This is a genomic window from Olivibacter sp. SA151 (assembly GCF_054130995.1).
Genome location: NZ_CP096391.1, coordinates 1,016,828 through 1,039,492 on the forward strand (window position 1 = coordinate 1,016,828; position 22,665 = coordinate 1,039,492).

At 40.5% G+C, this 22,665-nt stretch carries 19 protein-coding genes; 4 read left to right on the forward strand and 15 right to left on the reverse strand.

What is annotated here, in order from left to right:
• The 4 genes from M1D52_RS04000 to M1D52_RS04015 all read right to left on the reverse strand — a co-directional run bounded on the left by M1D52_RS04000 (position 1) and on the right by M1D52_RS04015 (position 2,759).
• Positions 1 to 489: a MarR family transcriptional regulator gene (locus tag M1D52_RS04000; RefSeq protein ID WP_437365010.1), complete on the reverse strand. Its 489-nt coding sequence runs from the start codon at positions 487 to 489 to the stop codon at positions 1 to 3.
• A complete protein-coding gene (locus M1D52_RS04005) occupies positions 473 to 982 on the reverse strand; it encodes a GNAT family N-acetyltransferase (protein ID WP_437365008.1) in 510 nt (169 codons plus the stop codon). The genes M1D52_RS04000 and M1D52_RS04005 overlap by 17 nt, the downstream gene beginning before the upstream one ends.
• Before the next feature lie 69 nt (positions 983 to 1,051).
• Entirely contained in the window at positions 1,052 to 2,185 is a 1,134-nt protein-coding gene (locus M1D52_RS04010; RefSeq protein ID WP_437365006.1) for a redoxin family protein, read from the reverse strand.
• Between the two features lie 133 nt (positions 2,186 to 2,318).
• Positions 2,319 to 2,759, reverse strand: a complete 441-nt coding sequence (locus tag M1D52_RS04015) for a carboxymuconolactone decarboxylase family protein (RefSeq protein WP_013663851.1) — start codon at positions 2,757 to 2,759, stop codon at positions 2,319 to 2,321.
• Between the two features lie 85 nt (positions 2,760 to 2,844).
• On the opposite strand from M1D52_RS04015, the gene M1D52_RS04020 reads away from it, so the two are divergent.
• Entirely contained in the window at positions 2,845 to 4,341 is a 1,497-nt protein-coding gene (locus tag M1D52_RS04020; protein WP_437365004.1) for an aminotransferase-like domain-containing protein, read from the forward strand.
• Here the strand turns inward: M1D52_RS04020 and M1D52_RS04025 are convergent.
• Positions 4,338 to 6,119, reverse strand: coding sequence for an ABC transporter ATP-binding protein (locus M1D52_RS04025; protein WP_013663849.1), 1,782 nt, complete (start codon positions 6,117 to 6,119; stop codon positions 4,338 to 4,340). The genes M1D52_RS04020 and M1D52_RS04025 overlap by 4 nt on opposite strands.
• Positions 6,120 to 6,339: 220 nt before the next feature.
• Between M1D52_RS04025 and M1D52_RS04030 the strand changes: the two genes are divergently transcribed.
• Positions 6,340 to 7,185, forward strand: a complete 846-nt coding sequence (locus tag M1D52_RS04030; RefSeq protein WP_013663847.1) for a phosphatase PAP2 family protein — start codon at positions 6,340 to 6,342, stop codon at positions 7,183 to 7,185.
• Positions 7,186 to 7,188: 3 nt separating this feature from the next.
• On the opposite strand, the gene M1D52_RS04035 is transcribed toward M1D52_RS04030, so the two are convergent.
• From M1D52_RS04035 to M1D52_RS04055, 5 genes are all read right to left on the reverse strand, one after another.
• Entirely contained in the window at positions 7,189 to 9,528 is a 2,340-nt protein-coding gene (locus M1D52_RS04035) for a GAF domain-containing protein (RefSeq protein WP_149106284.1), read from the reverse strand.
• 22 nt (positions 9,529 to 9,550) lie between these two features.
• Positions 9,551 to 13,171: a metallophosphoesterase gene (locus M1D52_RS04040; protein ID WP_437394290.1), complete on the reverse strand. Its 3,621-nt coding sequence runs from the start codon at positions 13,169 to 13,171 to the stop codon at positions 9,551 to 9,553.
• A gap of 77 nt (positions 13,172 to 13,248) precedes the next feature.
• Positions 13,249 to 14,097, reverse strand: coding sequence for an SdiA-regulated domain-containing protein (locus tag M1D52_RS04045; protein WP_013663844.1), 849 nt, complete (start codon positions 14,095 to 14,097; stop codon positions 13,249 to 13,251).
• A 28-nt stretch (positions 14,098 to 14,125) separates the two neighbouring features.
• Positions 14,126 to 16,171, reverse strand: coding sequence for a polyphosphate kinase 1 (ppk1, locus tag M1D52_RS04050; RefSeq protein WP_437394289.1), 2,046 nt, complete (start codon positions 16,169 to 16,171; stop codon positions 14,126 to 14,128).
• A 7-nt stretch (positions 16,172 to 16,178) separates the two neighbouring features.
• Positions 16,179 to 17,360, reverse strand: a complete 1,182-nt coding sequence (locus M1D52_RS04055) for a Pycsar system effector family protein (RefSeq protein ID WP_013663842.1) — start codon at positions 17,358 to 17,360, stop codon at positions 16,179 to 16,181.
• A gap of 325 nt (positions 17,361 to 17,685) precedes the next feature.
• Here M1D52_RS04055 and M1D52_RS04060 point away from each other — a divergent pair, with 325 nt between their 5' ends.
• The gene (locus tag M1D52_RS04060) at positions 17,686 to 18,213 is read left to right on the forward strand and encodes a DinB family protein (protein WP_377613065.1); all 528 of its coding nucleotides are present in this window, start codon (positions 17,686 to 17,688) and stop codon (positions 18,211 to 18,213) included.
• Positions 18,214 to 18,221: 8 nt separating this feature from the next.
• Here M1D52_RS04060 and M1D52_RS04065 read toward each other — a convergent pair whose 3' ends face one another.
• Both M1D52_RS04065 and M1D52_RS04070 read right to left on the reverse strand, forming a co-directional pair.
• Complete coding sequence (locus M1D52_RS04065) at positions 18,222 to 19,178, reverse strand: EamA family transporter (RefSeq protein WP_013663840.1); 957 nt, start codon at positions 19,176 to 19,178, stop codon at positions 18,222 to 18,224.
• Positions 19,165 to 19,653, reverse strand: coding sequence for an Lrp/AsnC family transcriptional regulator (locus tag M1D52_RS04070; RefSeq protein WP_013663839.1), 489 nt, complete (start codon positions 19,651 to 19,653; stop codon positions 19,165 to 19,167). Before M1D52_RS04070 ends, M1D52_RS04065 begins: the two co-directional genes overlap by 14 nt.
• Positions 19,654 to 19,852: 199 nt before the next feature.
• On the opposite strand from M1D52_RS04070, the gene M1D52_RS04075 reads away from it, so the two are divergent.
• Positions 19,853 to 20,896 carry an isoaspartyl peptidase/L-asparaginase family protein gene (locus M1D52_RS04075; protein WP_377613062.1) on the forward strand — a complete coding sequence of 348 codons (1,044 nt, stop codon included), beginning with the start codon at positions 19,853 to 19,855 and terminating at the stop codon, positions 20,894 to 20,896.
• Here M1D52_RS04075 and M1D52_RS04080 read toward each other — a convergent pair.
• Genes M1D52_RS04080 through M1D52_RS04090 form a run of 3 tightly spaced genes read right to left on the reverse strand, consistent with a single transcriptional unit; the run spans position 20,893 to position 22,602 of the window.
• Complete coding sequence (locus M1D52_RS04080; protein WP_013663837.1) at positions 20,893 to 21,450, reverse strand: acyl-CoA thioesterase; 558 nt, start codon at positions 21,448 to 21,450, stop codon at positions 20,893 to 20,895. The two genes, M1D52_RS04075 and M1D52_RS04080, sit on opposite strands and share 4 nt — an antisense overlap.
• A gap of 3 nt (positions 21,451 to 21,453) precedes the next feature.
• Positions 21,454 to 21,987, reverse strand: a complete 534-nt coding sequence (locus tag M1D52_RS04085; RefSeq protein ID WP_013663836.1) for a YceI family protein — start codon at positions 21,985 to 21,987, stop codon at positions 21,454 to 21,456.
• 18 nt (positions 21,988 to 22,005) lie between these two features.
• On the reverse strand, positions 22,006 to 22,602 hold the full coding sequence (locus M1D52_RS04090; protein ID WP_437394288.1) for a short chain dehydrogenase: 597 nt from the start codon (positions 22,600 to 22,602) through the stop codon (positions 22,006 to 22,008).
• Positions 22,603 to 22,665: the final 63 nt, after the last annotated feature.

The following is a 22,665-nucleotide window of genomic DNA, read 5'->3' on the forward strand; positions in this document are numbered from 1 at the left end:
TTATTTGCTCTTGTTTTCTTTGATTAATTCGGCTCTTTGATAGAAACCTTGTAGTTTTAGTTGGTACTCAACTTCGTCAATAGCTTTCATTAGGTTGTTAGACGTATTAGTAAGTTGTTCTAGGGCTTTAACCATTACATCCCAAATGGGCTGCATCTTTTCGACTAACGTTTCTCCTTCTCTGGTTAGGTATAAAAGCCTCTTCCTTTCATCATCTTTATCTTTCTTTGATTTTATCAGTTTTTTTTTCTCTAATTCTTTGAGAAGGCTGATGGTAGAGGGATGGGTATACCCAATTTCGTTGGCTATTTCCACTACGCTCAATACGGGCTTTTTATAGAGTGTGTAAATCACCGGAAACCATTTCGGTTCGAATTGGATACCATAGGATTCGTAAATTTTTAGTCCGTCTTTTCGCAGCTGATCACTTAAGCGTTGTAGGCGTGTTGATATCGCTAAGAGGCCCGACTCGTCAATCACATTTGTCATCGTTATTCAGAATTAGGTGAAAAAATACATCGTCTACTTCCATAATTGGAAAATGGGAAGGGAGTTGCACTTTTTCAATTTGCATGAAACCGTTCCGTTCATAAAAACGTAAGGCGGCTTTTAATGTATGAAAGGTACCTAAGTATAAATGGCTCATACCGGCCTTTTTGGCATAGCATATCAAATGTTCCAGTAATTTCTGCGCTAACCCTAATTCTCTTCCTCTATACTCCTTGCGGACAAACATTTTTCGTATCACTCCGCCCTGTTCTGCTTCCATCTTTATTAAAGCGATAGTTCCCAAGAGCGTTCCTTGGTGTTTAATTCCCCAAAAAGCGCCACCCTTTTGTTGGTAATGTTTTTCTACATCCAATAAGTCTGGCTGATCTTCAATGGTTACAGGAACTTGATGTTCTTGCTGTTGTATCGGCAAGATAAGCCCGATGATTTCCGGGACATCGGCATTGTTTAAAAGTTCAATTTCAAAAGCCATTTCTTTTTTTAGCAAAACTACGTAGTTGGCTACATATTTGCAAATGCTAAAATTTATCGGATAGAATATTTAGAAGTAATATCGGCCTAAATGTTTTAAAATCATCTTTTTCATTTCAAGAGGATCTATTTCCCCTTGTTTACTATAAAGAATTTTTCCGCCCGGAGCTACTAATAGGGTATAAGGAAGCGCGCCTTGCCACGCTTTGTCAATAGCCTCAATCAGGTCGTATTTATTTTTACTTTCGAGCAAAAAATTCTGGTTCGCGGCTCCTTTGCTTTTAAGGAAATCTAAAACCGGCTGTGGTTTCTCCGGGTTGTCGGCACTAATACTGATAAATTCAAAAGGCCTATTTCGATACATTCGGTTGATTATAACGAAATCAGGAAATTCTGCAACGCACGGTCCGCACCAGGTAGCCCAGACATTGATTAAGCGAAGTTTATCAGAATTATTTTGTAGTAGGGAGTCGATTTGTGTGATTTGAATGGGGTTAATAGTAACAGGTTCTTTTGCCCATTGTTCGTCAGACTTTTTTACCGCATCTTCTTTGGTTGACCATTTTACACTACATCCAAAAGTTTTTGTCTCTTTTACAGGGATGTCTTTTTTTGCTAGAAGTGCTTCAATTGCTTGAATAGCATTGTGCTCTTTCGTTTCTTTAGGATTTTCGTTGTCATCGAATCGTCCTTTATAACGAAGCTTTCTATTGTTATCGAAAATAAAAATATGAGGTGTCGCAACTGCGCCATATCGTTTTGATGTCAACTGCGTCTCACCATCATATAAGTAAGGGAAATTAAAATTTTTATCGGAAGCCCGTAATTTCATTTCTTCAGGAGAGTCGTTATATTCTGTATAGCCAAGTTCGTCCAAACGTACAGCGTAGGGATTGTTTGGTGATATGGCAATTAGAGCTACTCCTCGCTCACCATATGTTGCCTTTAAATTAATGAGGCGATCTTCGTAGGCCTGTGCAGTTGGGCAATGATTACAAGTAAATGCCACCACTAAAATTGGAAACCTCTCAAAATCCCGGAGTGAATATTGTTTGCCATCTGTCGCGGGCAATGTAAAATCCGGGGCCTGGTCATTGATCTTAAGGCCATTTTGCTTATCTTGGGATAAGGAAGAAATAAAGCTGCTGAGTAGTATTATTATCAAAATACTAAATAGCGAGTAGGAATACTTCGACTGTTGCATTTTGCCATAATTTAGATAATCGGGACTGTTCAGCAATTAATTTGAGTTGATTGTTAATCAATTCATTTTTGCTTTCATAGTGTTTATCAAACTTAGGCAAAATGCATGAAACAGAAAAGATATTTTATTAAGATTAGGATTCTATTTCTCGTTGCGTTGTTATTCCTACACGGTTCCATGCATTCATAGCAATAATGCCCATCATAACCTCCGTTGTATATTGCTGTCCCAAAAGCTCAACGGCTTGGTTATAAACCGCATCAGATACGCCATGTGCAGCAATATTGGTCATTTCCTCTGCTAAAGCCAGTATAGCCCGTTCCTCAGGTGAATAGAAGGGAACTTCGCGCCAGGCGCTTAGCAAATAGATGCGTTGTTCGCTTTCACCTGCTTCACGCGCCTCTTTTGTGTGTTTATTAATACAATAGCTACAGCCGTTTATTTGTGATACGCGAATTTTTATAAGCTCTGCATGTGTTTTACTTAGGGAACTTTCGGATAGGTATTTTTCGAAAGCAAGCATCGTTTGGAACGCTTTAGGATCAGCTTCTTGAAGTGTTTTTCTTTTTGCCATTGTCTTATAAATAAATTTTCTTCTCAAAGATATTGTATATTTGGACTCTGTAAGTCGTCCAGTTTGCATAAAATAGGTAGTCCACATGCTTCCGTTTCCCAGCCTTCTAATCATAGATAGAACCTCTTCAACCGCGTTATATTTGCAGGTGTCTAAGCAAATTATTGCATTGATTCGCAAGGGAATATTGAAGCCGGGAATGCGACTACCTAGTACGCGCGAACTTGCCCAATCGTTGATGCTTCATCGTAAGACAGTTGTGGCTGCGTATAATGATATGCTTTTGCAAGGATGGGCAACCACAGTGCCTAAAAAAGGTGTTTTTGTATCCTCGGTTTTACCGGAATTAAATCCGAAAATTTGGGAGCAAAATTTAAAGAAAGTGCCGGACTCCAATACTACTCCTTTTTTTTATCGTAACTCGTTTAGTGTGATCACTGATCTCGGATCTGACGTTGCCGGATATGATATTGTTATTGATGACGGTTTGCCTGATTCCCGTATAGCCCCTTTAGATTTATTGGCTCGCGAATATAGAGCGCGATTAAGAAGGAATTTGCAATTGAAAGGAAGAACGGATTCATTGTCTGTCGGCTCCATCTTACTGAGGGAAGCATTAACCGATTATTTATTTGAAACACGTGGTATACGGGCGAGTGTACACAACCTTCTTACCACCCAGGGTGCGCAAATGGGAGTTTACATAGCCGCACAGTTATTACTGAGAGCGGGCGACGCAGTTATTGTTGGCGAGCCGAATTACTTTATGGCTAACAATGCCTTTTCTTATCAAAACGCACGAATTTTTCGTGTGCCTGTAGACGAGCACGGCTTGGATATGAATAAAGTAGAGGAGATTTGTCTAAGAGAGCGTATTAACATGTTATATGTTATTCCGCACCACCATCACCCAACTACCGTAACCTTAAGCCCCCAGAGGAGAATGCAGCTTATTGCGCTTGCCCAACGTTTCAATTTTATGATTGTAGAGGACGACTATGATTATGATTTTCACTATCAATCCTCGCCCTTTTTGCCTCTGGTAAGTTACTGTCCGGAGCGCGTCATTTACATTGGCTCTTTTACGAAATGCTTAGCCTCGTCTGTCCGCATAGGCTTCATGGTAGCTCCCCAAGAGATGATCAATGAGGCTGCTTATGTCCGAAGGATGATAAATTTGAGAGGCGATTTTATAATGGAAGATGCTTTAGCCTCTTTGATACGGGAAGGTGATGTTGCAAGACACATAAAAAAATCCGTGAATATCTACCGAGAACGACGCGATTACGTATGTGCATTAATGAAAGAACGGCTATTTGCGTTTTCCTCGTTTGAAATTCCAACAGGAGGCATGGCAGTTTGGCTACGTTTTAGTGAAGCTTATCCATTGATCCATGTGGCTGCAGAGCTTGCTAAGCACCGCATACTGATAAGTGATGGCAGAAAATATAACACCGGTCCGTTTAACTATAACGCGATTCGTTTCGGATTCGCCTCTTTGAATACCCGTGAACTTTCGCGGGTAATAGAGCTCCTTACCGCAGTGTTGTCGAAAGAAGTAAATGGTCGATCGAACGCTTAGTTTGCTTCCATCGTGCTTTCTTCTTTACGCTCTCCGATCTGCTGTCGCCACATTGCATAATAAAGACCTTTAAGCGATAGTAAATCGAAATGGCTTCCTGTTTCCACGATTTTACCCTTTTCCAATACATAAATTTTGTCGGCATGCATGATGGTTGACAAGCGATGGGCAATCATAATGGTCAAATGCGTTCTTTGCGCTGTAATTTCCCGGACAGTATTAGATATCGCTTCCTCTGTAATGGAGTCGAGCGCTGACGTGGCCTCGTCAAAAATAAGAAGGCGTGGTTGCCGTAATAGCGCGCGAGCGATTGATAAACGCTGCCTTTCACCACCGGATAGCTTTAGGCCTCCTTCACCGATCACGGTTTCGAGACCCTTTTCCGCTCTTGCTAAAATATTCTGTCCCGACGCTTTCTTTATTACATCCAAAATCATGTCGTCAGTTGCCGATGGATTGACGAAGAGTAAGTTTTCACGGATAGTACCTGAAAAGAGCTGCGTATCTTGTGTTACAAAACCTATTTGATGTCGTAATTCTTCAAAATCGATCTCATTATCGTTAAAGTCGTTGTAATATACGTGGCCTGAGGTCGGATGATATAAACCTACGAGTAATTTTACCAGTGTTGTTTTTCCCGAACCGGATGGTCCTACAAAAGCAATGGTTTCACCTTGTGAAACATCGAAGGAAATTCCGTCAAGGGCAGGGCGTGTAGCCGACTGATGTTGAAAACGCACTTCGTTAAAGCGCAACTGCTGAATAGCATCGATCTTCTTTGGTGCAAGGGGCTGGTATTCTACTTTTCGATTCAATAAGCGTTGCAGGTTGTTCAAGGATGCCTCCGCCTCCCGATAGGACATGATTATATTTCCTAACTCCTGCAAAGGGCCAAAAATGAAGAATGAATAAAATTGCATCATCATCATCTGCCCGACCGTAATCTTATCGCGAAAAACGAAGAATAGCAATGCAAACATAATGCATTGTTGAAGGAAATTAACGAAGGTCCCCTGTACAAAGCTTACAGACCGAATACTCTTTACTTTTTTTAGTTCAAGTTTTAGTATTTTCATCGTTGTATCGTTCAGCCTACTTATCTCCTGTTGGGTGAGGCCTAGACTCTTGACCAGTTCTATATTTCGGAGGGATTCCGTAGTAGAGCCGGCAAGTGCAGTCGTTTCGCTTACGATATTTTTTTGAATGAACTTAACTTTTCGACTTAGAACGCTGGTTAGAATAGCAAGAACAATTGCTCCTACCAGGTAAATCAAAGGAAGAAGAGGACTTAATTTAAAGGCAACGATAACAACGAAAACAATACCCACAAGCGTCGCAAATAGCACGTTGACAAAGCTGGTAATAAATTTTTCACAATCGGCTCGCACCTTCTGCAGCACGGAAAGCGTTTCACCACTTCGTTGATCCTCAAAATCCTGAAAGGGAAGCCTGAGTGCATGTCGAAGTCCGTCGGTATAAAGCCGTGCACCAAACTTCTGTATTATAACATTAACAACATAATCTTGGAACGCCTTCGCAATACGTGAAACCATCGCTACACCAATAATCATCAATAAGCCAATGGTAATACCCTTAAAAAAAGCACCATCTGCTCCATCGGATCGGAACTGCTGTGCTTTATTTGCATAAGGGTCAATGATCAGATTCCCAAGAATATAAGGATTCAATAAGGAAAAAACCTGATTGATCGCCGCTAATATCAACGCTAAAAGTATGAGCCATTTATGTCTACTTAAGTACTTAAGGAGTAATCTCATGGTAGGAAAATATATTAGGACGTAAATATAGGCTATCTTTTATTATAAAATTGTTATGAAACAGTAAAAAGCGATCGGCAACGGTTGTATTAGCGGAATACCCGAGAAGCGAAATCTAATAGGTAAGGTTAAATGCAAAGCATTCATTTTGAAGAGACGACTATATTTCTGTTTTTTGCTGAAATTCCATATTTTGCAGAAGAATATCCTTTTACAACATATGAATTACCTAAGCAAGGCAGTATTTATACTGATCTTTAGTACCATGGGATTTGCTGCTTATGCGATGAATGATAGCATCTCCGTAGATAGTATAAACAAACAAAAAATTACGTCTGATGCAATCCGTTTTGTGGACGGTGTAGCATATACCGTTTCGAGCCCTATTCGATGGAAAGGATCTGATTGGTTAAAGGTAGGGGCGGTTCTTGGCGGAACCGCGTTATTAACGACCTTAGACAAACCAAACAGGAACTTTTGGCAGGATCGGAATTCTAAAGTGTGGGATGGCATTGAGCGCGCCGGTTTTCATTATGGTAAACCTTATGCGGCCTTTATCATGACCGGCGGCTTTTATTTAACGGGGTTAGTTATTAAAAATGAATGGGCTAGAGAAACGGGGCTCATGTTGGGTGCTGCATACCTGACAAGTGGCGCCTTACAGACCTTGATGAAAACCGCCGTAGGGCGAGCGAGACCGGCAACGGACGTGGGCCCCTGGGCCTTCGATCCTTTCTCTCCGGAAGCAGGTTATCATTCCTTTCCATCCGGACATATGCAGATCGCAACCGTGAGCGCGCTGGTACTGGGGCATCGAGTAAAAAGCCCGCTGTTAAAAGCGCTATTTTACAGTACTGCGGGCGTTACACTGGTAAGTCGTATGTACAGCGATTCCCATTGGCTATCCGATATGGCTTTTGGCGGTGCTATATCTTGGTTCTGTACGAAGGCAATAGTCCGCCGTATGGAGGAGAGTAAGTATAGAAACCCTTTTAAAAAGCAGAACCAAATTACTTGGACCGTTACGCCTGCACGGCGTGGAATTGGCTTAGTAGGCGTTTTTTAGCAATTAAAGTTTTACACCGATTCGTATCGCTTTTAAGCCACTTACGCCTTGTAATTCCTCTAGTTCAAGCTCTTCCATATCGTCTAATAAAATGTCTTTATTTTGTAGATAATTAATATAGCTCATATACTCTTTAATCTCTCTCGCATCGTAATATACCAAAGCAATCTTTCCAGGCTGGGTGAGCCGTTCAAAAGAATCTTTTAGGTGAACTTTATCGATTCTCTTTTTTATGATGTGGTATCGAATGTTATAGGCTCCTTCTACATCAAAACGCCTTTCGTCCACGCGGAAGCTAATGTCTATATCGTTTCCATTGATAAAAATAAGCTGGGTCGTTTCAAGCGGAGTTTCCATCTGTTGAAGTAAGGTGTGCGTTATTTTTGCAATGGAAGCCATTGAGGTAAGCTGCCAAAGCCTTACGTTTTTGAGATAGAGCATGTCAAATGGCCTTTCAGGAGCAATAGATTGCCCTATATAAATATCATATTCAACACCGTCGGTTCTGAACTTCTCAAAATAGCAAGGATAAGAGCGCTGTATTTCATCATTTAATAATTCTAAATAACCGTTAATAGCGGTATTAATGGTGGCGATGGATGATTCGAGCGCGCGTCGATGCTGATGGGCTTTCCCTGTTTCCGCTAGTACTTCTTGTTCATATTTTTCGATGATCGCTGCTAAAGTTGAATTACTGTTTTTGAAGTGCATCAATAACATGTACACTTCTTTCTCCATGAAGTCTTTAACCTTCATTTGTACAACGTCGATTGGACTCGTGTCTAATTGGGTCAACCACTTATCACAATTAAATTCCATTTCATCGAGTAGTGCAATACTATAAACGTTTTTGATGTCTTGTAATACCTGTTTTAATAAACCTAATTGTATTTTATAGTCGGCAACTAAGGCTTTATTGCGCTCAATTGTAGAATTTCTAATATCAATAGCCCCATATAAGGGATAAACATTCTTGAATTGAACGTTTTCAATAATGGGTTTCGGTTTTTCCGGCGCTATCTTTTTCAAGTATTCATATGCAGCTTGATTAAATTTCCATTGGACGGCTGGTTGTAAGGATGTAAACTTTTCTTTTATTACCGCGTCGATGCGAGCGTTGAATCTATGTGCTTGATCATTCAGTAACTGCGCAAGTAAAGGGGCGGCTCGGCGCAACTTTGCCAGGACAATCTTGTCAAAGGTATGACCTTCGTTGGTATAAACTTCTAAAAGTCCCGTTACCTTATTGTTATAATATAAGGGGATACATACATAAGAAGTAACACCGAGATCGGAAAGGTCGTTCAGGAATTTGAAGTTGTTATCTCCGAAATCTATCCCGACATTATATACTATGATTTGAGGGTTGAGCAAGTAAGATTCCGTAATGTTAGCTTCCTGGCAGTTTCTTGTTTTCTTCTTCAACAGAGCAGGTAATATACTGGCATGCATATATACCTGATCCAATATTGGTTTGTTGTTCAGTTTCAAGATGGGAGATAAACCAAACTTAATATGTTGATTACCGGTAAGCGTTTGCAAGGATTCTTGCAATACGTCATAAGCGTGCTCAAGTTCTTCGTCTGAGTTTCGACTTACGATATCCCGAATATTCTGGATAACGCGATCGGGTGTGATTTCCTTCACCGTAATAATCGAAAAGCCTGTAAAAGAGAACTGGTTGAGCGGAAGTAATTCACGTAAAAACCTCCATTCAAACTGCTGAACGTTATTCTGTCTAATTTTTTTATAATCCAGTTCCGGTAGCTTCATTTTGGGAGTGATGTCCACAAAGCGTTTATCAATTTGGATGGCATAGTAGCGAGGTAAGCCCGTTACTTCATCTTTCGAAGAAAATTCGATCACTTCGTCTTCCACGGCGGGAATTTCGTAAAAACGTTCTAGAAGTAGGCTATATATGGACTGCTCGAGCAGGTCCTTTTTCTTAGTCTTTTCTTCGATGTCTTTAAAAGTTTCTTCACAAAATTCCTGACGCAACAGATTGTAGAAGCCTTGTGTGCCGTAAAACACATTTTTTCCTAATGGTGTTGCCAGCGCCCAGAGCGTATCGTGTTCGTCTTCGAGTGGAGGTACCAGCAAATTATAGGTATAGAATAAGATTTGCTTGTAACTTGCTAAATTTTCTTCCGTCAACGGTCCATAAGTCTCTCTCGTTTCTAAGAATTTGTGAAGTATAAATTCTAGCATTTCATGCTTCACGTTATCCTGAGTACTTGCGAGCTTTCTTAAATGTGTTATAAAGCTATCGAGGGACAGCTGTATATCGAGCTCGCCTAATAAATCTTTTTTATTTTCCGATAAATCGATTACCTGCGCAAACATTGTTGATCTGAAGAATTAGTAGTTAAAAACGGAATCCCATGGTAAAATAAGGGTACCAACCTTCTTTTGAATGGCCTGCTACCAATTGCAAAAGTGCAATTCTTGCGGGGGCATAATATACACCGGCTCCCGTACCCTGATGTATGGAACTGTTATCCAATCCGTCAACCCAAACTTTACCGATATCATAAAAGCCTAGTAGCCCAAGTTGTCCCGGTAAAATATAGCTGCCGATCTGTGCCAGCTTAATCCTGGCTTCAAAATTATTAAAAAATAAATGATCTCCGGCAAATCGATATTGGCGATATCCCCAGAGATTATTTTGTCCACCTAAAAATAGTGCCTGATAAAAGGTCGTTTTTCCCAAGGTTGTCCCGCCACCCAATCGATTAGCCAAGGTTACAGCATTTTGCCAAATGCTTTTATAGACTGCAACTTCAGCTTTTGCCTGAAAGAAAGATTTCGAGTAATCATTCAAACCCGTTAAGCCTTGTATATCTAATTTTAGGTATCCCCCTTCAGTTGTCATTATTTTGCTATTTCTATTATCCTTGAGAAAGGAAGCATTAAATCCCGCAAAAAGCTTGTCTTTGGCGATCGTTAAACTGTCATAGGTATGAAGCTGATCGGTGTTGTTTATAAATCGACCCTCATTATCATCTGAATCATAATAATACAATTGGAAGGAGGGCCCTATTGAAATCGAAGCAGTTTCAGTCGGCGTCCATCGCAATGCTCCATGCATCTCATATAGATTAAATCGAGTTCGGTAATACCTTACTGAATGACTATCTTTATCATAGATGGAATTGTTCCCTAAGCCAAAAAAGTTTTGTGTATTGTTTGGTGCATGTATATTGACGTCTGTTAAAAGATCCGCCTTACCCACTACTTCCTTCCAGGTTCCTTTATATTTTACTTTAACGGCTCCTGTAGCGAAGGCGCCCGACACAAGTAATTGTTGTTGATGGGCAAAGGGACTTTTTCTAAAGCCGCGCTGGTGGGTGTACCTAAATCCGCCTCCAATCAGGATTCCATCATCAGCATTGTAACCTGCGGTTATCAGTGGCATCCAAACATTATATAAATTTACCGGAACAAATGCCGTGTTGGCACTGTCTTTGGAAAGGTGCTTTCTCAATTTCGATACCTGTCCGGAAAAAAGGGACTGCTGACCCGGATCATAAATCTTAACCGGTCGGACAGCGGTGTTTATATGATAGACCTTTTTTCCTTGTCCACCGATAACACGAAGTTTAATGGGAGCATGCTTGTTTTCTATATAAACACTATCATCCCCATCTGCTAAATAAATTCGGATTTCTTTGGTCAAAGTCGGTAAATAGTCCTTCTCCATTAGCTTGTCTTTCCGTTCCCCCTCCTTATTTATCTTTCTAACCGTCACCTTTAGGCCTTTATCGTTGTCGTCTTCCACCTCCACCCATTCGTGTTTATCACTTAGTTTTATATCTACAATATTGTTGATAAAGCGGTAATAAGTTTCCATGGCTGCAGGGATAGCATCCCTTCTATTCTTGAGCTCGGCAAAAAGGGAATCGTGACGAATGGCATAAGAAGACGCTGGTAGTCTCTTCAAACCTTCTTCCAGTACGCTATCGGTGATGTTTGCGACAAATTCATGAGCCAATTCCATCCATTCCTCAAAAGTGAACTGATTTTTTGAATGTGCATTTAAGAAGCGTGATTTAAATAAAGAATAGTTAGGTCGATTGATAGTCGCACGAAAACCCTGTAATGTAGGTAGTGCCCAACTACGGGACATAATATTTGGGAAAAGACCCTCCACTTTTCTAAAAGCCTGATCTCTGTCCCTCGGTATCGGTAGGTAATCTTTGTCTTTACCTTTGCTATCGTCATACCATCGCCATTGATCTTCATGGCGATCCCAATCGCCTACCAAAAGATCTAACATGCGGGCTCGCAGGAAAGTCTTTGCTTTGTAGATGTCATCATTATCGTGATTGATTTTACTGAGCATTTTGAGCGTATTGTCGGAGTCACCCAAAGGTTCGCGCTCTTCTATTAAACATAGCGTGTTGGCAAAAATGTTGTTATAAGCGCCCAAGGCTGTGTCGGGTGCAATAATACCAATGATGGGATTACTATGAGCAACGCCAACGGCATCAGCTAATGGTGGTATCATCAGTGCTGAATAAGGATGCTGTGCACTGTTGGCGTCATCGAGAAAATCACGCGCAAACGTCTGTTGCAGTTCCGGAGGGAGCAAGGCATCGGTGTTCTTATTAACGCTTCGAATAACCCATTCCTTCCCCGACTTGTCCGCCAGTCGTAGTGATACTGTCTGCATACCCCCTCCTCGTTTCAAGGGCGTTAAACCGCCCTGAAAGGAGGAAATTCGGATAACGGGCACTTTTGAGTCGACGGCCCATTCTTGTCTGTAGTTTTCGCCGAAAAGTTTTCGGTGAAATTTTCCCACTCGATTGTACAAAGGGTTCGCCTGCGTCACGGTACTGTCTATATCGGAGTGACTTAGAAAAAGAGAATCTCCCAAGGGAATGGGATCAACAAAAGACTTTTTGTAGTTGTATGTTTCTTTAAACATGCCGCTATTCGAAGTAAAAAACCGAATCTGCTTGCTTTTATCCATCCATTCGTCGACAATAACAAATCCAGTTTCTTTATTTGTGAATAAAGCCTTTTTGCCATTTTTAATGAAACTTCCCTTTGATCCGCCGCCGCTAACAAGTTGTAACGTGTTGCCATCCGACAAAAGTTGGAGGCCATGTTCATGGCCTGCTACATACAATAGATTAGGAAATTCATCTACTGTATGTTTGATATCTTGTATCATTTGTTGATAGAGTGGGTGGGGGATATCTTCGGGATGTAAGAATACGGTTGATCTTAAAATGGGATACAACGACCCTACCAAAGGCAGGGGAAGATAGAGTTTCTTGCTCAAATTAGTCAGTGGGAAAAGATGATCTTTCCAAGAAAAATATCCCCCATGTACTCCGTAAGAAGAAAAAGGATGATGCGACGCAAGTAATACCGTTTTATTTCTATTTTTATAAAGCAAACTTTCTAGACGCTCCAATACTTCTTCTTTACTGCTACAGTTGCAAGTTGTATCGCGATTTATTTTGTCGAAAGGAAACAACCACCATTCGCTATCGTATGCAATGACCGTCAGGTTCTCTGAAATACTAATTTCTACCGGGTCAGGGCAACCGTTCTCGGGGACCATCCGTAATAAAGAATCCCCAACAGTTTTAAGATAATTTGATTGGGCTTTAAGCTTTCTGAGACCTTGCTTACCTGAACGATCCCAATCGTGATTTCCAGGTAAAAAGTACACAGGTATTTGCTTCGCTCGAAAAGGACTAAATTGTGATTTTAAAATTTCTTCGCCTATTTGTTTTTCAGATGGATTCACCGGCATTCCTTTAGGATAAATATTGTCGCCAAGAAAAAAGACCGTGGTTTTACCGGTAAGCACTTGCCGGGTGGCAGCTTCAATAACGGCATGCTGAGCCGTATTCGATTCTCCGGCATCGCCTATGAATATTGTCCGACTTTTGATAAAAGGTTCCTGTGCATTGGCTGCTATAAAGACAATACAAAGAAGCGTAAAAGAAACAAGTAAAAATTTATTGTTCATATGCCTCCGTCTGTTTTTGAAAGGAAAATATGGATATCTTCTGTCTTATTTAGGCCAAAAGGTAGTCCCTGTTTTTTCTAATGCTTATAATTAAATTTAAGCAAGGTGGCTCTTCCCAAATCACCTGCTTCGTTGCTTATATAAAGATTGTTATCCTTGTCGAAAGCAATACCTTCCGGTTGATTGAATAGCTTTGGATTCAACAGATGCGCTTCTTTTACTTTCCAATCATGATCTGCAATCACTAAAAGCTTATTAATGGACGAAACAATATACCATTCATTTGTTTTTTCGTTTCGCGTCAATGCCGATGGTCTGAAAGCTTTACCTTTTAGTTTTACATATTTACTGATCTCTTCATTATCAATAGAAAAGCTTCCCTCTTTTATAATCTGACCCCCTGACTCAAGTTTAAGAATGTAACCGGTGGTCTGTGATGTTTTTTTGTCGACACTACATTGTTTACATAAAACATATAGACGACTGTTCGTGATAGAAGCAGCTAAGCTTTCGTATTCGCCTTTAGGTAAAATTTTTTCGGAAACCATCGCATCGATCTCTGCTTCATATAGTTCTTGAAGCGGAAAGGAAAAAAAAGAACCGTCGCTCCGAAGGAGAACAATACGATCGTTACTGACAGCAATGTCTTCATAATCTCCTTTACCGGCAAACTTAACATATTTAGTAGACTTGTCACCTGCTTTTAAATAATATACATGCCCCTGTTCATCTTGCTGCGCAAGCAGTCGGTTCGAATCCCCATTAACAAAGGTTATGCCTGATACTTCTTCTAGTTCAGGTGGAAACTCCATTTGCTGAGGCTCATTTAAGTTATAATGACTTGGTGAGGTAAATGAGGGATCTTTTTTTTGTGCACAAGCCGCACATGCAATTAGTGCTATGTATAACGTAAATAACGATTTCATTGATGTATTATTAATGGTTACATATTAATTATTGATACATAAGGTCACGAAATGATGCATGAATTAATTTATGTATCTCCTCCTGCGAGCGAGTGGTCCCTTCGGCCAACTCCACGTTTTGGGCGTTTTTATCTAATTGGACAGCCGCTATATCATCCTGTAGTTGCAGAGTCAGCATTTGCTTAATCTGCTGTTTTAGTTCTTCGTTATAAATCGGGAAACACACTTCGATACGACGGTAAATATTTCGATCCATCCAATCCGATGAGCCGAGAAATACGCGTTCATTTCCACCGTTGTGGAAAACAAATATTCGTCCGTGTTCAAGATAGCGATCAACGATACGGACAACACGTATGTTTTCGCTTAATCCGGGTATTCCGGGCCGAATTCTACAAATACTTCGTACGATTAGATGAATTTTAACGCCTGCCTGACTAGCTTCGTACAACTTATGAATTAACTTTTCTTCTTCCAAGTTGTTTAGTTTAATAATAATCGCGGCTTCTTCACCGTTCAAAGCCCGATTGATTTCATTATTTATGTGATGTAAAAAGGTCGGAAGTAAGTTAAATTTGGCTACAAGTAAGTGTTGAAAAGGCAAAGCCGGATATTCCTTTCCAAAGCTTGTGCTGCTCAAATAAGTAAAGAGTAGATCTAATTCGCCGGTTATAAAAGATGAGGAAGTGAACAACGAATGATCTGTATACGTCTTCGCGGTATTTTCGTTAAAATTACCGGTTGAGAGTAGCGCTATTGCGTTTAGAGGTGCATTAGCGCGAAGTTTGACTAACGAAATTTTGGCATGGACTTTTAGCTTCTGATCGCTATATATAATTCGGATTCCTGCATTTTCCATCCTTTTTGCCCATTTGATATTATTAGCTTCATCAAAACGAGCTTTCAATTCCACAAATACGGTTACCCTTTTGCCGTTTTTTGCTGCGCTTATCAAGGCATGTACAATTTGAGAATTGGTGGCTACCCGATAAAGTGTAATGAAAATTTCTTCCACTTCCGGGTTGAGAACTGCCTCGTTAAAAAAGCGCAAAATGGGGTCATAAGAGTGGTATGGTGTGTGAAGCAACAGGTCACGGTGTTTTATTTCCTCAAATAAGCTTGCATGTTGGTAGGTGATTTCCGCAACAGGCAATTTCGCGTATTGAAGCTGTTGGTCTCTTATCGGGAAAGCAAAAAAATCCTTTAAGTTATGGTAAACTCCCCCTTCAATATGATTGGCATGCTCGAGTTGCAAACACCTAATCAAATGATTTAGCGTTGGCTGTGGAACGCCTGGTGCATATAGGAATCGAGTGGCCAGTCCATAATCTCTTAAAACCAACAATTTTTCGATTTCATTAGCTAGGTCACCATTAAATTCGTCCTGTAGGTCAAGCTCGGCATCACGTGTTACTTTGAAAGAAAAAACACACTGAGGGATTTGCGTAAAAATATATTTTAGATTGGCTCTTATAATGTCGTCAATTAATACAACGTAGTGCGTATTCTCAATCTGTGTGTGAAAAAATCTAGGTATCTCATCAGAGGGAATGCTTACAAGCGCCAGTCCTTTGTTCGCATCGCCGAAATCAGCTGCCAAATAAAGCTGGTTGTTCTTTGGAGAAAACGCTTTTTGTTCAGGGTGAATGATTTCGAGGAAAGCAGCAATGGTATCAAAAAAGAAGCGATCCGTTTTTTTCTTAATACAATCGGGGATGTCCTCATTATATACTAAGTGGATATTTTTATTTTTTAGATCGGGAATAATATGCTGCTTTAAAATACTTCCGAAATAAGCCTGTTGTGTTTCAATAATTTTTTTGGTTTTCTTTAGTATACCCTTCTTTATGAGCTTTTGCGAGGCGATGGCTCGTTTCTTTAATTCTTTCAATGCCATTAAGACGGGAATTCTTACACGATAAAATTCGTCTAGATTAGAAGAATAGATCGCTAAGAATTTTAAACGCTCCAGCAGAGGAACTTCATCTTTTGCCGCTTCCTCAAGCACTCGACCATTGAAAGAAAGCCAACTTATGTCTCGACTATTTAAAAGCTTCTCTCGTTTTTTGAGCATGGTAGTATTATTGAATGGTGACAATGACCGCAATAAATGATAGAACAGACGCAATTAAGCCATACATAAATATGTTGTACGCGATTCGCAGTAATCGATATTTCCTGCCCAGCACCACACCCTGTGAGTAAACGTCTTTAATTAAGGTCCCGTATAGAAAATCACGGTCTTCCATTACCGTACGCATACCTTCGTTGTATTCTTGCAACCCCATTCTGTAAAAATTACCGAAAAAGAGAAGGTTTACTTTCTTCTCTTTCATATCTTCGGCAGAAAAAATGCCGTTGGGTATATAAGGGCGAGTAGCTAAGATCGCAACTACCATGGTTGATAAACTAACGGCAAGCAAGACAAAAGTAGGTAAAACAAGATGCTCATTACTGTCGAGTTTTCTCAAAAGTAAGGCTATAATAACAGAAAGAATAATGGAGTTGACGGTTATAAGGATGTTACTTTTGTTATCTGCCATGTCACTTAAACGTTGATTATTGGTAGATGTGACCCTAAACATGGTCTCGATCCCTCTGTCGGGACGTTTATCTTTGTCTTTATCTTTATCTTTCTTTTGTTTTTTTTCTTCTTCCATGGACGTATGGTTGGCTTTTGATTTAAGTGACGCTAAATTTTCAAGTTTCTTATCTTTTAGAAAAAGATTCGCATATTCGGTATGGTAGTGGTGCCTTTCCATCAAGGCGATCGTTCCGTTACGCCAGGTTTCTTTGTCAATTGATTTGCCTTGGCAACCTTCTGCTTCTTTACGCATGAGTTTGTTCCTTTCATTGAAGCCATCGCTTCCCAAATGGAATAGGTCCGCGTCACAAACAATTTTTTCTAGCAAGCTTTGTGGATTTTGCGGCATGCGGGTAGCAACAATGCATTTTTTTATGGATTCAATAACAGATGCTTCCACCTGCCTTTCCTGCAAAAAATTTTCAGCAATTTCGGCGCTGCGTAATTCGTGATTTTGGGGAGGTCCTGTATAATATCCCACGTCGTGAAAATAAGCAGCTACCTGAACAATGAAATTGTCTTCCGCTGATAGCTGATAATATTCGCCGATTTTCCTGCTGGCATCAACTACCTGATGTATATGTTCTATGTCGTGAAAACATAAATTGGTGTTATTTCTCGCTTTGATATAATCCTTTATCCAGCTGGCAGATTCTTGAATAATAGCCTGATAATCCATTTAATCTTCTTTGGCATTTCTAAACAAACTTAATTAAATTGATAGTATAATACAATGCATAAAACAGCCATTTTAATGTACTATTTGCTCCGGTAATTCAAACGATATGATAAGACTGGTTAGCTAAGTCTCAGCGATTGCTCACATAGCCCCTTAAAGCACTGCTAACGTATGTTTTTTAACATGTTGTAAAGCCTGATTGCCGTTATAAGATTTTTAAGTTGCCAAGTTATAAAAGATTGTTTGCGGGCTCGCAAAAATAAAAGAGGATGACATACTGTTGTCACTGGCGCATCCTTTCTTTGTTCTATAAAACTAGGCGATTATGGTAAAAGAAAACTTGATCTTCGAACTCGAAACAGTAGGACTCACTAATCTGATAAGAAATTATGTAGACTACAATTTGTGGACTAACATTACATTAGTTAACTGGTTAAAAACAAAGCCGAAGAAACTTCTTGAAAAAGAGGTTATTTCCAGTTTCCCAAGTGTTCTATTAACATTGAAACATATGTATAAAACACAGGGTTATTGGTTTGCTATCATTAATGAGAAATATGACTTCGATCCGGAAAAAGATCTTTTTACGATTGACGAAGTAATGAGCTGCTTGGTGGAGCAGTCGGCTCAAATCGCAGATTATGTAAGTGCCTTGACGGTTAAAGAATTACAAGAGCCGGTTTTAGTCGAAAGTCCGTGGTTTAACTGCGAATTTTCGGCTTTAGAGTACATCATGCAGTTTGTAAATCACAACACGTACCATCGGGGACAAGTGGTAAGCATTGGTCGGCAGCTCGGATTCACGGATGCTCCAATGACGGATTATAATTTTTACAACATAATGGCTAAGTGAAAATCTTCCTATTGATCGGGGCACAGTGGCTTCATTTGCTTGCCCTTCTTTGCCTTGACGAAATTTATCATGGCAACGCCGCACAAAATAATAGCAAGGCCTATAATTTGAATCAAAGTTACCTGTTCGTTGGCGAAGGTGCTGCCCAGAAAGACAGCCACCAATGGATTGACATAGGCATGGGTACTAACCTCTGTTGCCGGACGTACTTTCAATAACCAAATATAACTTGTGAAGGCCAGAATGGAACCAAAGATAATCAGGTATCCGATGGCTAGCCAAGAAGAGATAGGTGTGGCCTGCATATGAAATTGCTGTACATCGCCATGTGCAAAGGCGGCACCCCAAAATAATATGCCTGCTATTAGCATCTGCCAAGCGGCATTAGCAAAGGTAACACCGCTAGGTAATACGCTGTATTTCGAATATACCGAGCCTGATGCCCACGAAAGTGTTCCTAGTATGAGTAAGCACATACCGATTGCTTTATTGGATAAGCCGGTTTCAGTAAAGGAGGCAGCTAATTGTTCACTAAAGAGTAGAATGACACCTACAAATCCTACTATGACACCCACAACGGTATTCCAGTTCCGGAAATTAACTTTCCACATTTTTTTATCGAGCAGCAAAATCCAGATGGCGGTAGAAGCTGCTACAATAGCAATTAGGCTGCTTGGTAAATATTGTTGAGCCTTCATGACTAAACCCATATCGATGAACAAAAGGAGTATACCCGTAACAGCTGCCGTTTTTAGCAGTTGTTTATTCCAAATGGGCTCTTTCATTTTGTTGCACCAGATCAACAACAACGTACCTGCGATCGTAAATCGTATGGCTCCCAAAAGAAAGGGAGTAAAGCCCTGAAGAGCAATGTGAATGAAAAAATAGGTGGAACCCCAGACAATGTAAATTAACAAATAAGCGATAATAATGGCCGCTGTAGATGTATTCTTAGCTTTCGTCATTTTCTGTGTCTCTTTTGATAACGATGTGCTGATTTTCTTTAACTGTTTCCAGCACGATGGTAGTTCTTGTTGATACAATATTTGGAATATTCCTCAGCGAAGTTTTCATGAATTGCATCAATTCCCCCGAGCTGGAGACTCTGATTTTTACCAAATAGCAATCTTCGCCCGTGATATGATGAACCTCTTGGATCGCTTCGATTTCGCTAAGCAGTTTGTCAGCTTCATCGCAGCCTAAACCATCTGCCACTTTAATAAAGATAAAGGCTAACAGGTTCTGATTAACGGCCTCGGGATTGACCCGTGCGGTATATTGTACTAATGCTCCCTTTTGTTCAAGTTTGCGAACACGTTCTAAGATACCGGATGGCGCCATGCCTAATTCCCGAGCTAAATCGGCATTTGTCATCCTCGAGTTTTTCTGTAAATAATCTAATATTTCCAGATCGATGCGATCTAGTTGTATATCATGCATAGTTACATTTGTTGAAAAAGCTGACAAAAATACAGAATATTATAGTTTTTATCGAATAATGTTCATTAATAAAATGTAAAATTTGAATAATATTCGATGGTTCGCTTCTGTTGGAAACGATGTATGTCCGTGAGCTGGTTATAGGTCCGATGATTCTAATGAAAATCTGTACTTTTACATAAATAAATCCAACAAAAAAATGGCATTACCTTTAAGACTCATTCTAATATTCTCCTTACTACCGGTCCTTGTACATGCACAACAGCAGATAAAAAAGTATGTACTTGTCATACATGGTGGTGCGGGAACCATCGAGCCTAGCCGTATGACGCCTAAATTGGAACAAGCGTATAAGGCAAAATTGAAGGAAGCATTAACAGTCGGCTATGAAATTATTCAGAAAGATGGAAGCGCTTTAGATGCGGTCGAGAAAACCATACAAGTGTTGGAGGATTCTCCCTTATTCAATGCCGGAAAGGGCGCCGTCTTTACCCACGAAGGCAAAAATGAATTGGACGCAGCTATTATGGATGGAGAGAGCTTACGTGCAGGAGCAGTTGCAGGCGTAAAGATTGTTCGGAATCCAATAAGTGCCGCACGTGCAGTTATGGAAAAATCAGAACATGTGTTGTTGGCGAGAGATGGTGCAGAGGACTTCGCTCGACAAGTAGGCCTAACAATGGTAGATCCGTCGTATTTCTATACGAAGGAGCGATGGGATGGGCTTCAAAAGGCTCTTCAGCAAGAAGCTGCCCAAAAAAAGGCGAATGAGACCGCTGTGACGCTGGGTGGTGGTCATCATGATTATAAATTCGGAACAGTGGGTTGTGTTGCCCTTGATAATCAAGGCAACTTAGCGGCAGGAACCTCAACGGGTGGAATGACTAATAAAAAGTTTGGACGAATAGGTGATTCCCCCATTATAGGTGCAGGTACCTACGCTAATAACGCGTCGGTTGCCGTATCCTGCACAGGTTGGGGCGAATTTTATATTCGGAATGTAGTAGCTTATGATGTGGCAGCCCTGATGGATTATAGGGGTTTGACAGTAGAGGAAGCTGCGGAAACCGCGCTCGCAAAAGTAGCAAAAAGCGGGGGGAACGGCGGTCTGATCGCCCTGGATAAAGAGGGCAATCTTGCTATGCCCTTCAATACTTCAGGGATGTACCGTGGCGCTATTTCGGCGGAGGGAGAGCTGGAAGTAGCAATCTTTAAAGATGGAGGGCATGTACCTTCAAACTAATACGATTGTTTTAAAATGCATCGCTCTTTTTTTAGTACTTCAATAAAATCTTGATTCCTAAAATCAGCTTTGATACGCTCGCCTTCTTGCTTATAATAGCGGTTTAATTCCTTTCTGTGCATCGCCGTAATAAAGCGCTGTATCTCCGTTTCGTTTTCCAGAATCAAGCCCGGAACTTGGACCGGTTTGTGGGTTTCCTCATCTAAAGCAACCATTGAAAAATAGCTCGAGTTTGTATGCTTAACAGCATGCGTCTTCACATTTTCGGCCAACACTTTTATACCCACTACAAGTGAAGAGTTACCTACATAATTTACAGAAGCAAGTAATGAAATAATCTCGCCCACTTCCACCGAAGCTCTAAAGTCAACTGTGTCGATCGACGCGGTGACGCAATAAGTTTCGGCATGTTTTGCGGCACATACATATGCAACTTTATCCATTAACGATAAGATGACCCCGCCGTGTATTTTGCCCCCAAAGTTAGAATAGGAGGGAATCATGAGCTCGGTCATTACCGTTTGAGAATCGGCCACCGTTTTAAAGTTATTCATACATCAAGATATTTTAATTAGTTCAATGTTGGCGGCCAGTTCGATTTCTTCTGACACAACCATTCCTCCTGCTTCCATTAATGGGTTATAAGTTAGACCAAAGTGTTTCCTGTTGATAATTCCTGATACCTGAAAGCCTGCTTTTAATCGACCGTTCTCTTCTGCCGTCCCGCCGAATGAAACATGGAATTGTACTTCCTTAACCATGTCTTTTATGTCGAGCATGCCTCTTAACACAAATGTGCTTGCGTTGTCGTCATCCTTGCTTAGCTCCGTGGATCGAAAAGTAATGTACGGATGCTTATCAACGTCAAAAAACGCGGATGATTTAAGGTGTTCATCGCGGTAAGATTCATTCGTGTACACACTATCGACGTCGATAGACAAATGGATCGATGCTTGAACGAAATCATTAGGTTCCAGGGTGTCTACGGTTCCTTCAAATTTGGTGAATAAGCCAGTTACGGTAGATATAAGCATGTGTTTTGCCCGAAAGTGGATTTCTGAATGCTTTGGGTCAATTTCCCATTTAGTCATATATCAATTGAAAAGAAATTAGAATACTCGGATTGTTTCTCCTGTCAACGCACCCATTACGCTTTTATAGTAAGCATTTGCTACTCGTTCCATTTTTACGGGGATGTGGCCTGGAAAAACTTCAAAAAAAGAAGGCGAATCTTCCACAACGCCGGGACTCACAGCATTTATGCGCACATCATTTTTTAGCTCGATTGCTGCTCCTTTTACAAAAGCATTGATAGCACCATTCACTGTACTAAGTGCAGATCCTCCTGGAACGGGGTCTTCAGATAGAATACCTGATGTCAGTGTAAACGAGCCGGCCGGGTTAATGTAGTGTTGTCCAATGAGTACCAAACTGATTTGGCCTAAGAGCTTATTGTCCAAACCAAGTCGGAAATCGGCGTTGCTTAAGTCTTTCAATGACTTAAAAGCAGCTTTGCCGGTCGTGCTAATGAGCGCATCGAAGGGACCAACAGTTTCAAAAAAAATCTTTATTGATTGCTCGGAACAAATATCTATTTGGTAATCTCCTTTCGTAGCCCCCACTTTAATGAGTTCATGTTTGCCTTCAAAAAGTGTTGCCACATGTCTGCCAATCGTCCCTGTCGCACCGATAATAATAATTTTCATCTGTATGTAATTATTTGTTACTATAGATTCCTAAAAGCACTAATGAGTTTGCAAGCGATTTAT

What these genes read in the sequence shown, in the direction of transcription:
- M1D52_RS04025 (WP_013663849.1), bottom strand. Translation starts at nt 6,119, where the DNA reads ATGAGATTACTCCTTAAGTACTTAAGTAGACATAAATGGCTCATACTT.
- M1D52_RS04015 (WP_013663851.1), bottom strand. Translation starts at nt 2,759, where the DNA reads ATGGCAAAAAGAAAAACACTTCAAGAAGCTGATCCTAAAGCGTTCCAA.
- M1D52_RS04060 (WP_377613065.1), top strand. Translation starts at nt 17,686, where the DNA reads ATGGTAAAAGAAAACTTGATCTTCGAACTCGAAACAGTAGGACTCACT.
- M1D52_RS04090 (WP_437394288.1), bottom strand. Translation starts at nt 22,602, where the DNA reads ATGAAAATTATTATTATCGGTGCGACAGGGACGATTGGCAGACATGTG.
- M1D52_RS04035 (WP_149106284.1), bottom strand. Translation starts at nt 9,528, where the DNA reads ATGTTTGCGCAGGTAATCGATTTATCGGAAAATAAAAAAGATTTATTA.
- M1D52_RS04000 (WP_437365010.1), bottom strand. Translation starts at nt 489, where the DNA reads ATGACAAATGTGATTGACGAGTCGGGCCTCTTAGCGATATCAACACGC.
- ppk1 (WP_437394289.1), bottom strand. Translation starts at nt 16,171, where the DNA reads ATGCTCAAAAAACGAGAGAAGCTTTTAAATAGTCGAGACATAAGTTGG.
- M1D52_RS04070 (WP_013663839.1), bottom strand. Translation starts at nt 19,653, where the DNA reads ATGCATGATATACAACTAGATCGCATCGATCTGGAAATATTAGATTAT.
- M1D52_RS04055 (WP_013663842.1), bottom strand. Translation starts at nt 17,360, where the DNA reads ATGGATTATCAGGCTATTATTCAAGAATCTGCCAGCTGGATAAAGGAT.
- M1D52_RS04045 (WP_013663844.1), bottom strand. Translation starts at nt 14,097, where the DNA reads ATGAAATCGTTATTTACGTTATACATAGCACTAATTGCATGTGCGGCT.
- M1D52_RS04030 (WP_013663847.1), top strand. Translation starts at nt 6,340, where the DNA reads ATGAATTACCTAAGCAAGGCAGTATTTATACTGATCTTTAGTACCATG.
- M1D52_RS04020 (WP_437365004.1), top strand. Translation starts at nt 2,845, where the DNA reads ATGCTTCCGTTTCCCAGCCTTCTAATCATAGATAGAACCTCTTCAACC.
- M1D52_RS04010 (WP_437365006.1), bottom strand. Translation starts at nt 2,185, where the DNA reads ATGCAACAGTCGAAGTATTCCTACTCGCTATTTAGTATTTTGATAATA.
- M1D52_RS04075 (WP_377613062.1), top strand. Translation starts at nt 19,853, where the DNA reads ATGGCATTACCTTTAAGACTCATTCTAATATTCTCCTTACTACCGGTC.
- M1D52_RS04040 (WP_437394290.1), bottom strand. Translation starts at nt 13,171, where the DNA reads ATGAACAATAAATTTTTACTTGTTTCTTTTACGCTTCTTTGTATTGTC.
- M1D52_RS04065 (WP_013663840.1), bottom strand. Translation starts at nt 19,178, where the DNA reads ATGACGAAAGCTAAGAATACATCTACAGCGGCCATTATTATCGCTTAT.
- M1D52_RS04080 (WP_013663837.1), bottom strand. Translation starts at nt 21,450, where the DNA reads ATGAATAACTTTAAAACGGTGGCCGATTCTCAAACGGTAATGACCGAG.
- M1D52_RS04085 (WP_013663836.1), bottom strand. Translation starts at nt 21,987, where the DNA reads ATGACTAAATGGGAAATTGACCCAAAGCATTCAGAAATCCACTTTCGG.
- M1D52_RS04005 (WP_437365008.1), bottom strand. Translation starts at nt 982, where the DNA reads ATGGCTTTTGAAATTGAACTTTTAAACAATGCCGATGTCCCGGAAATC.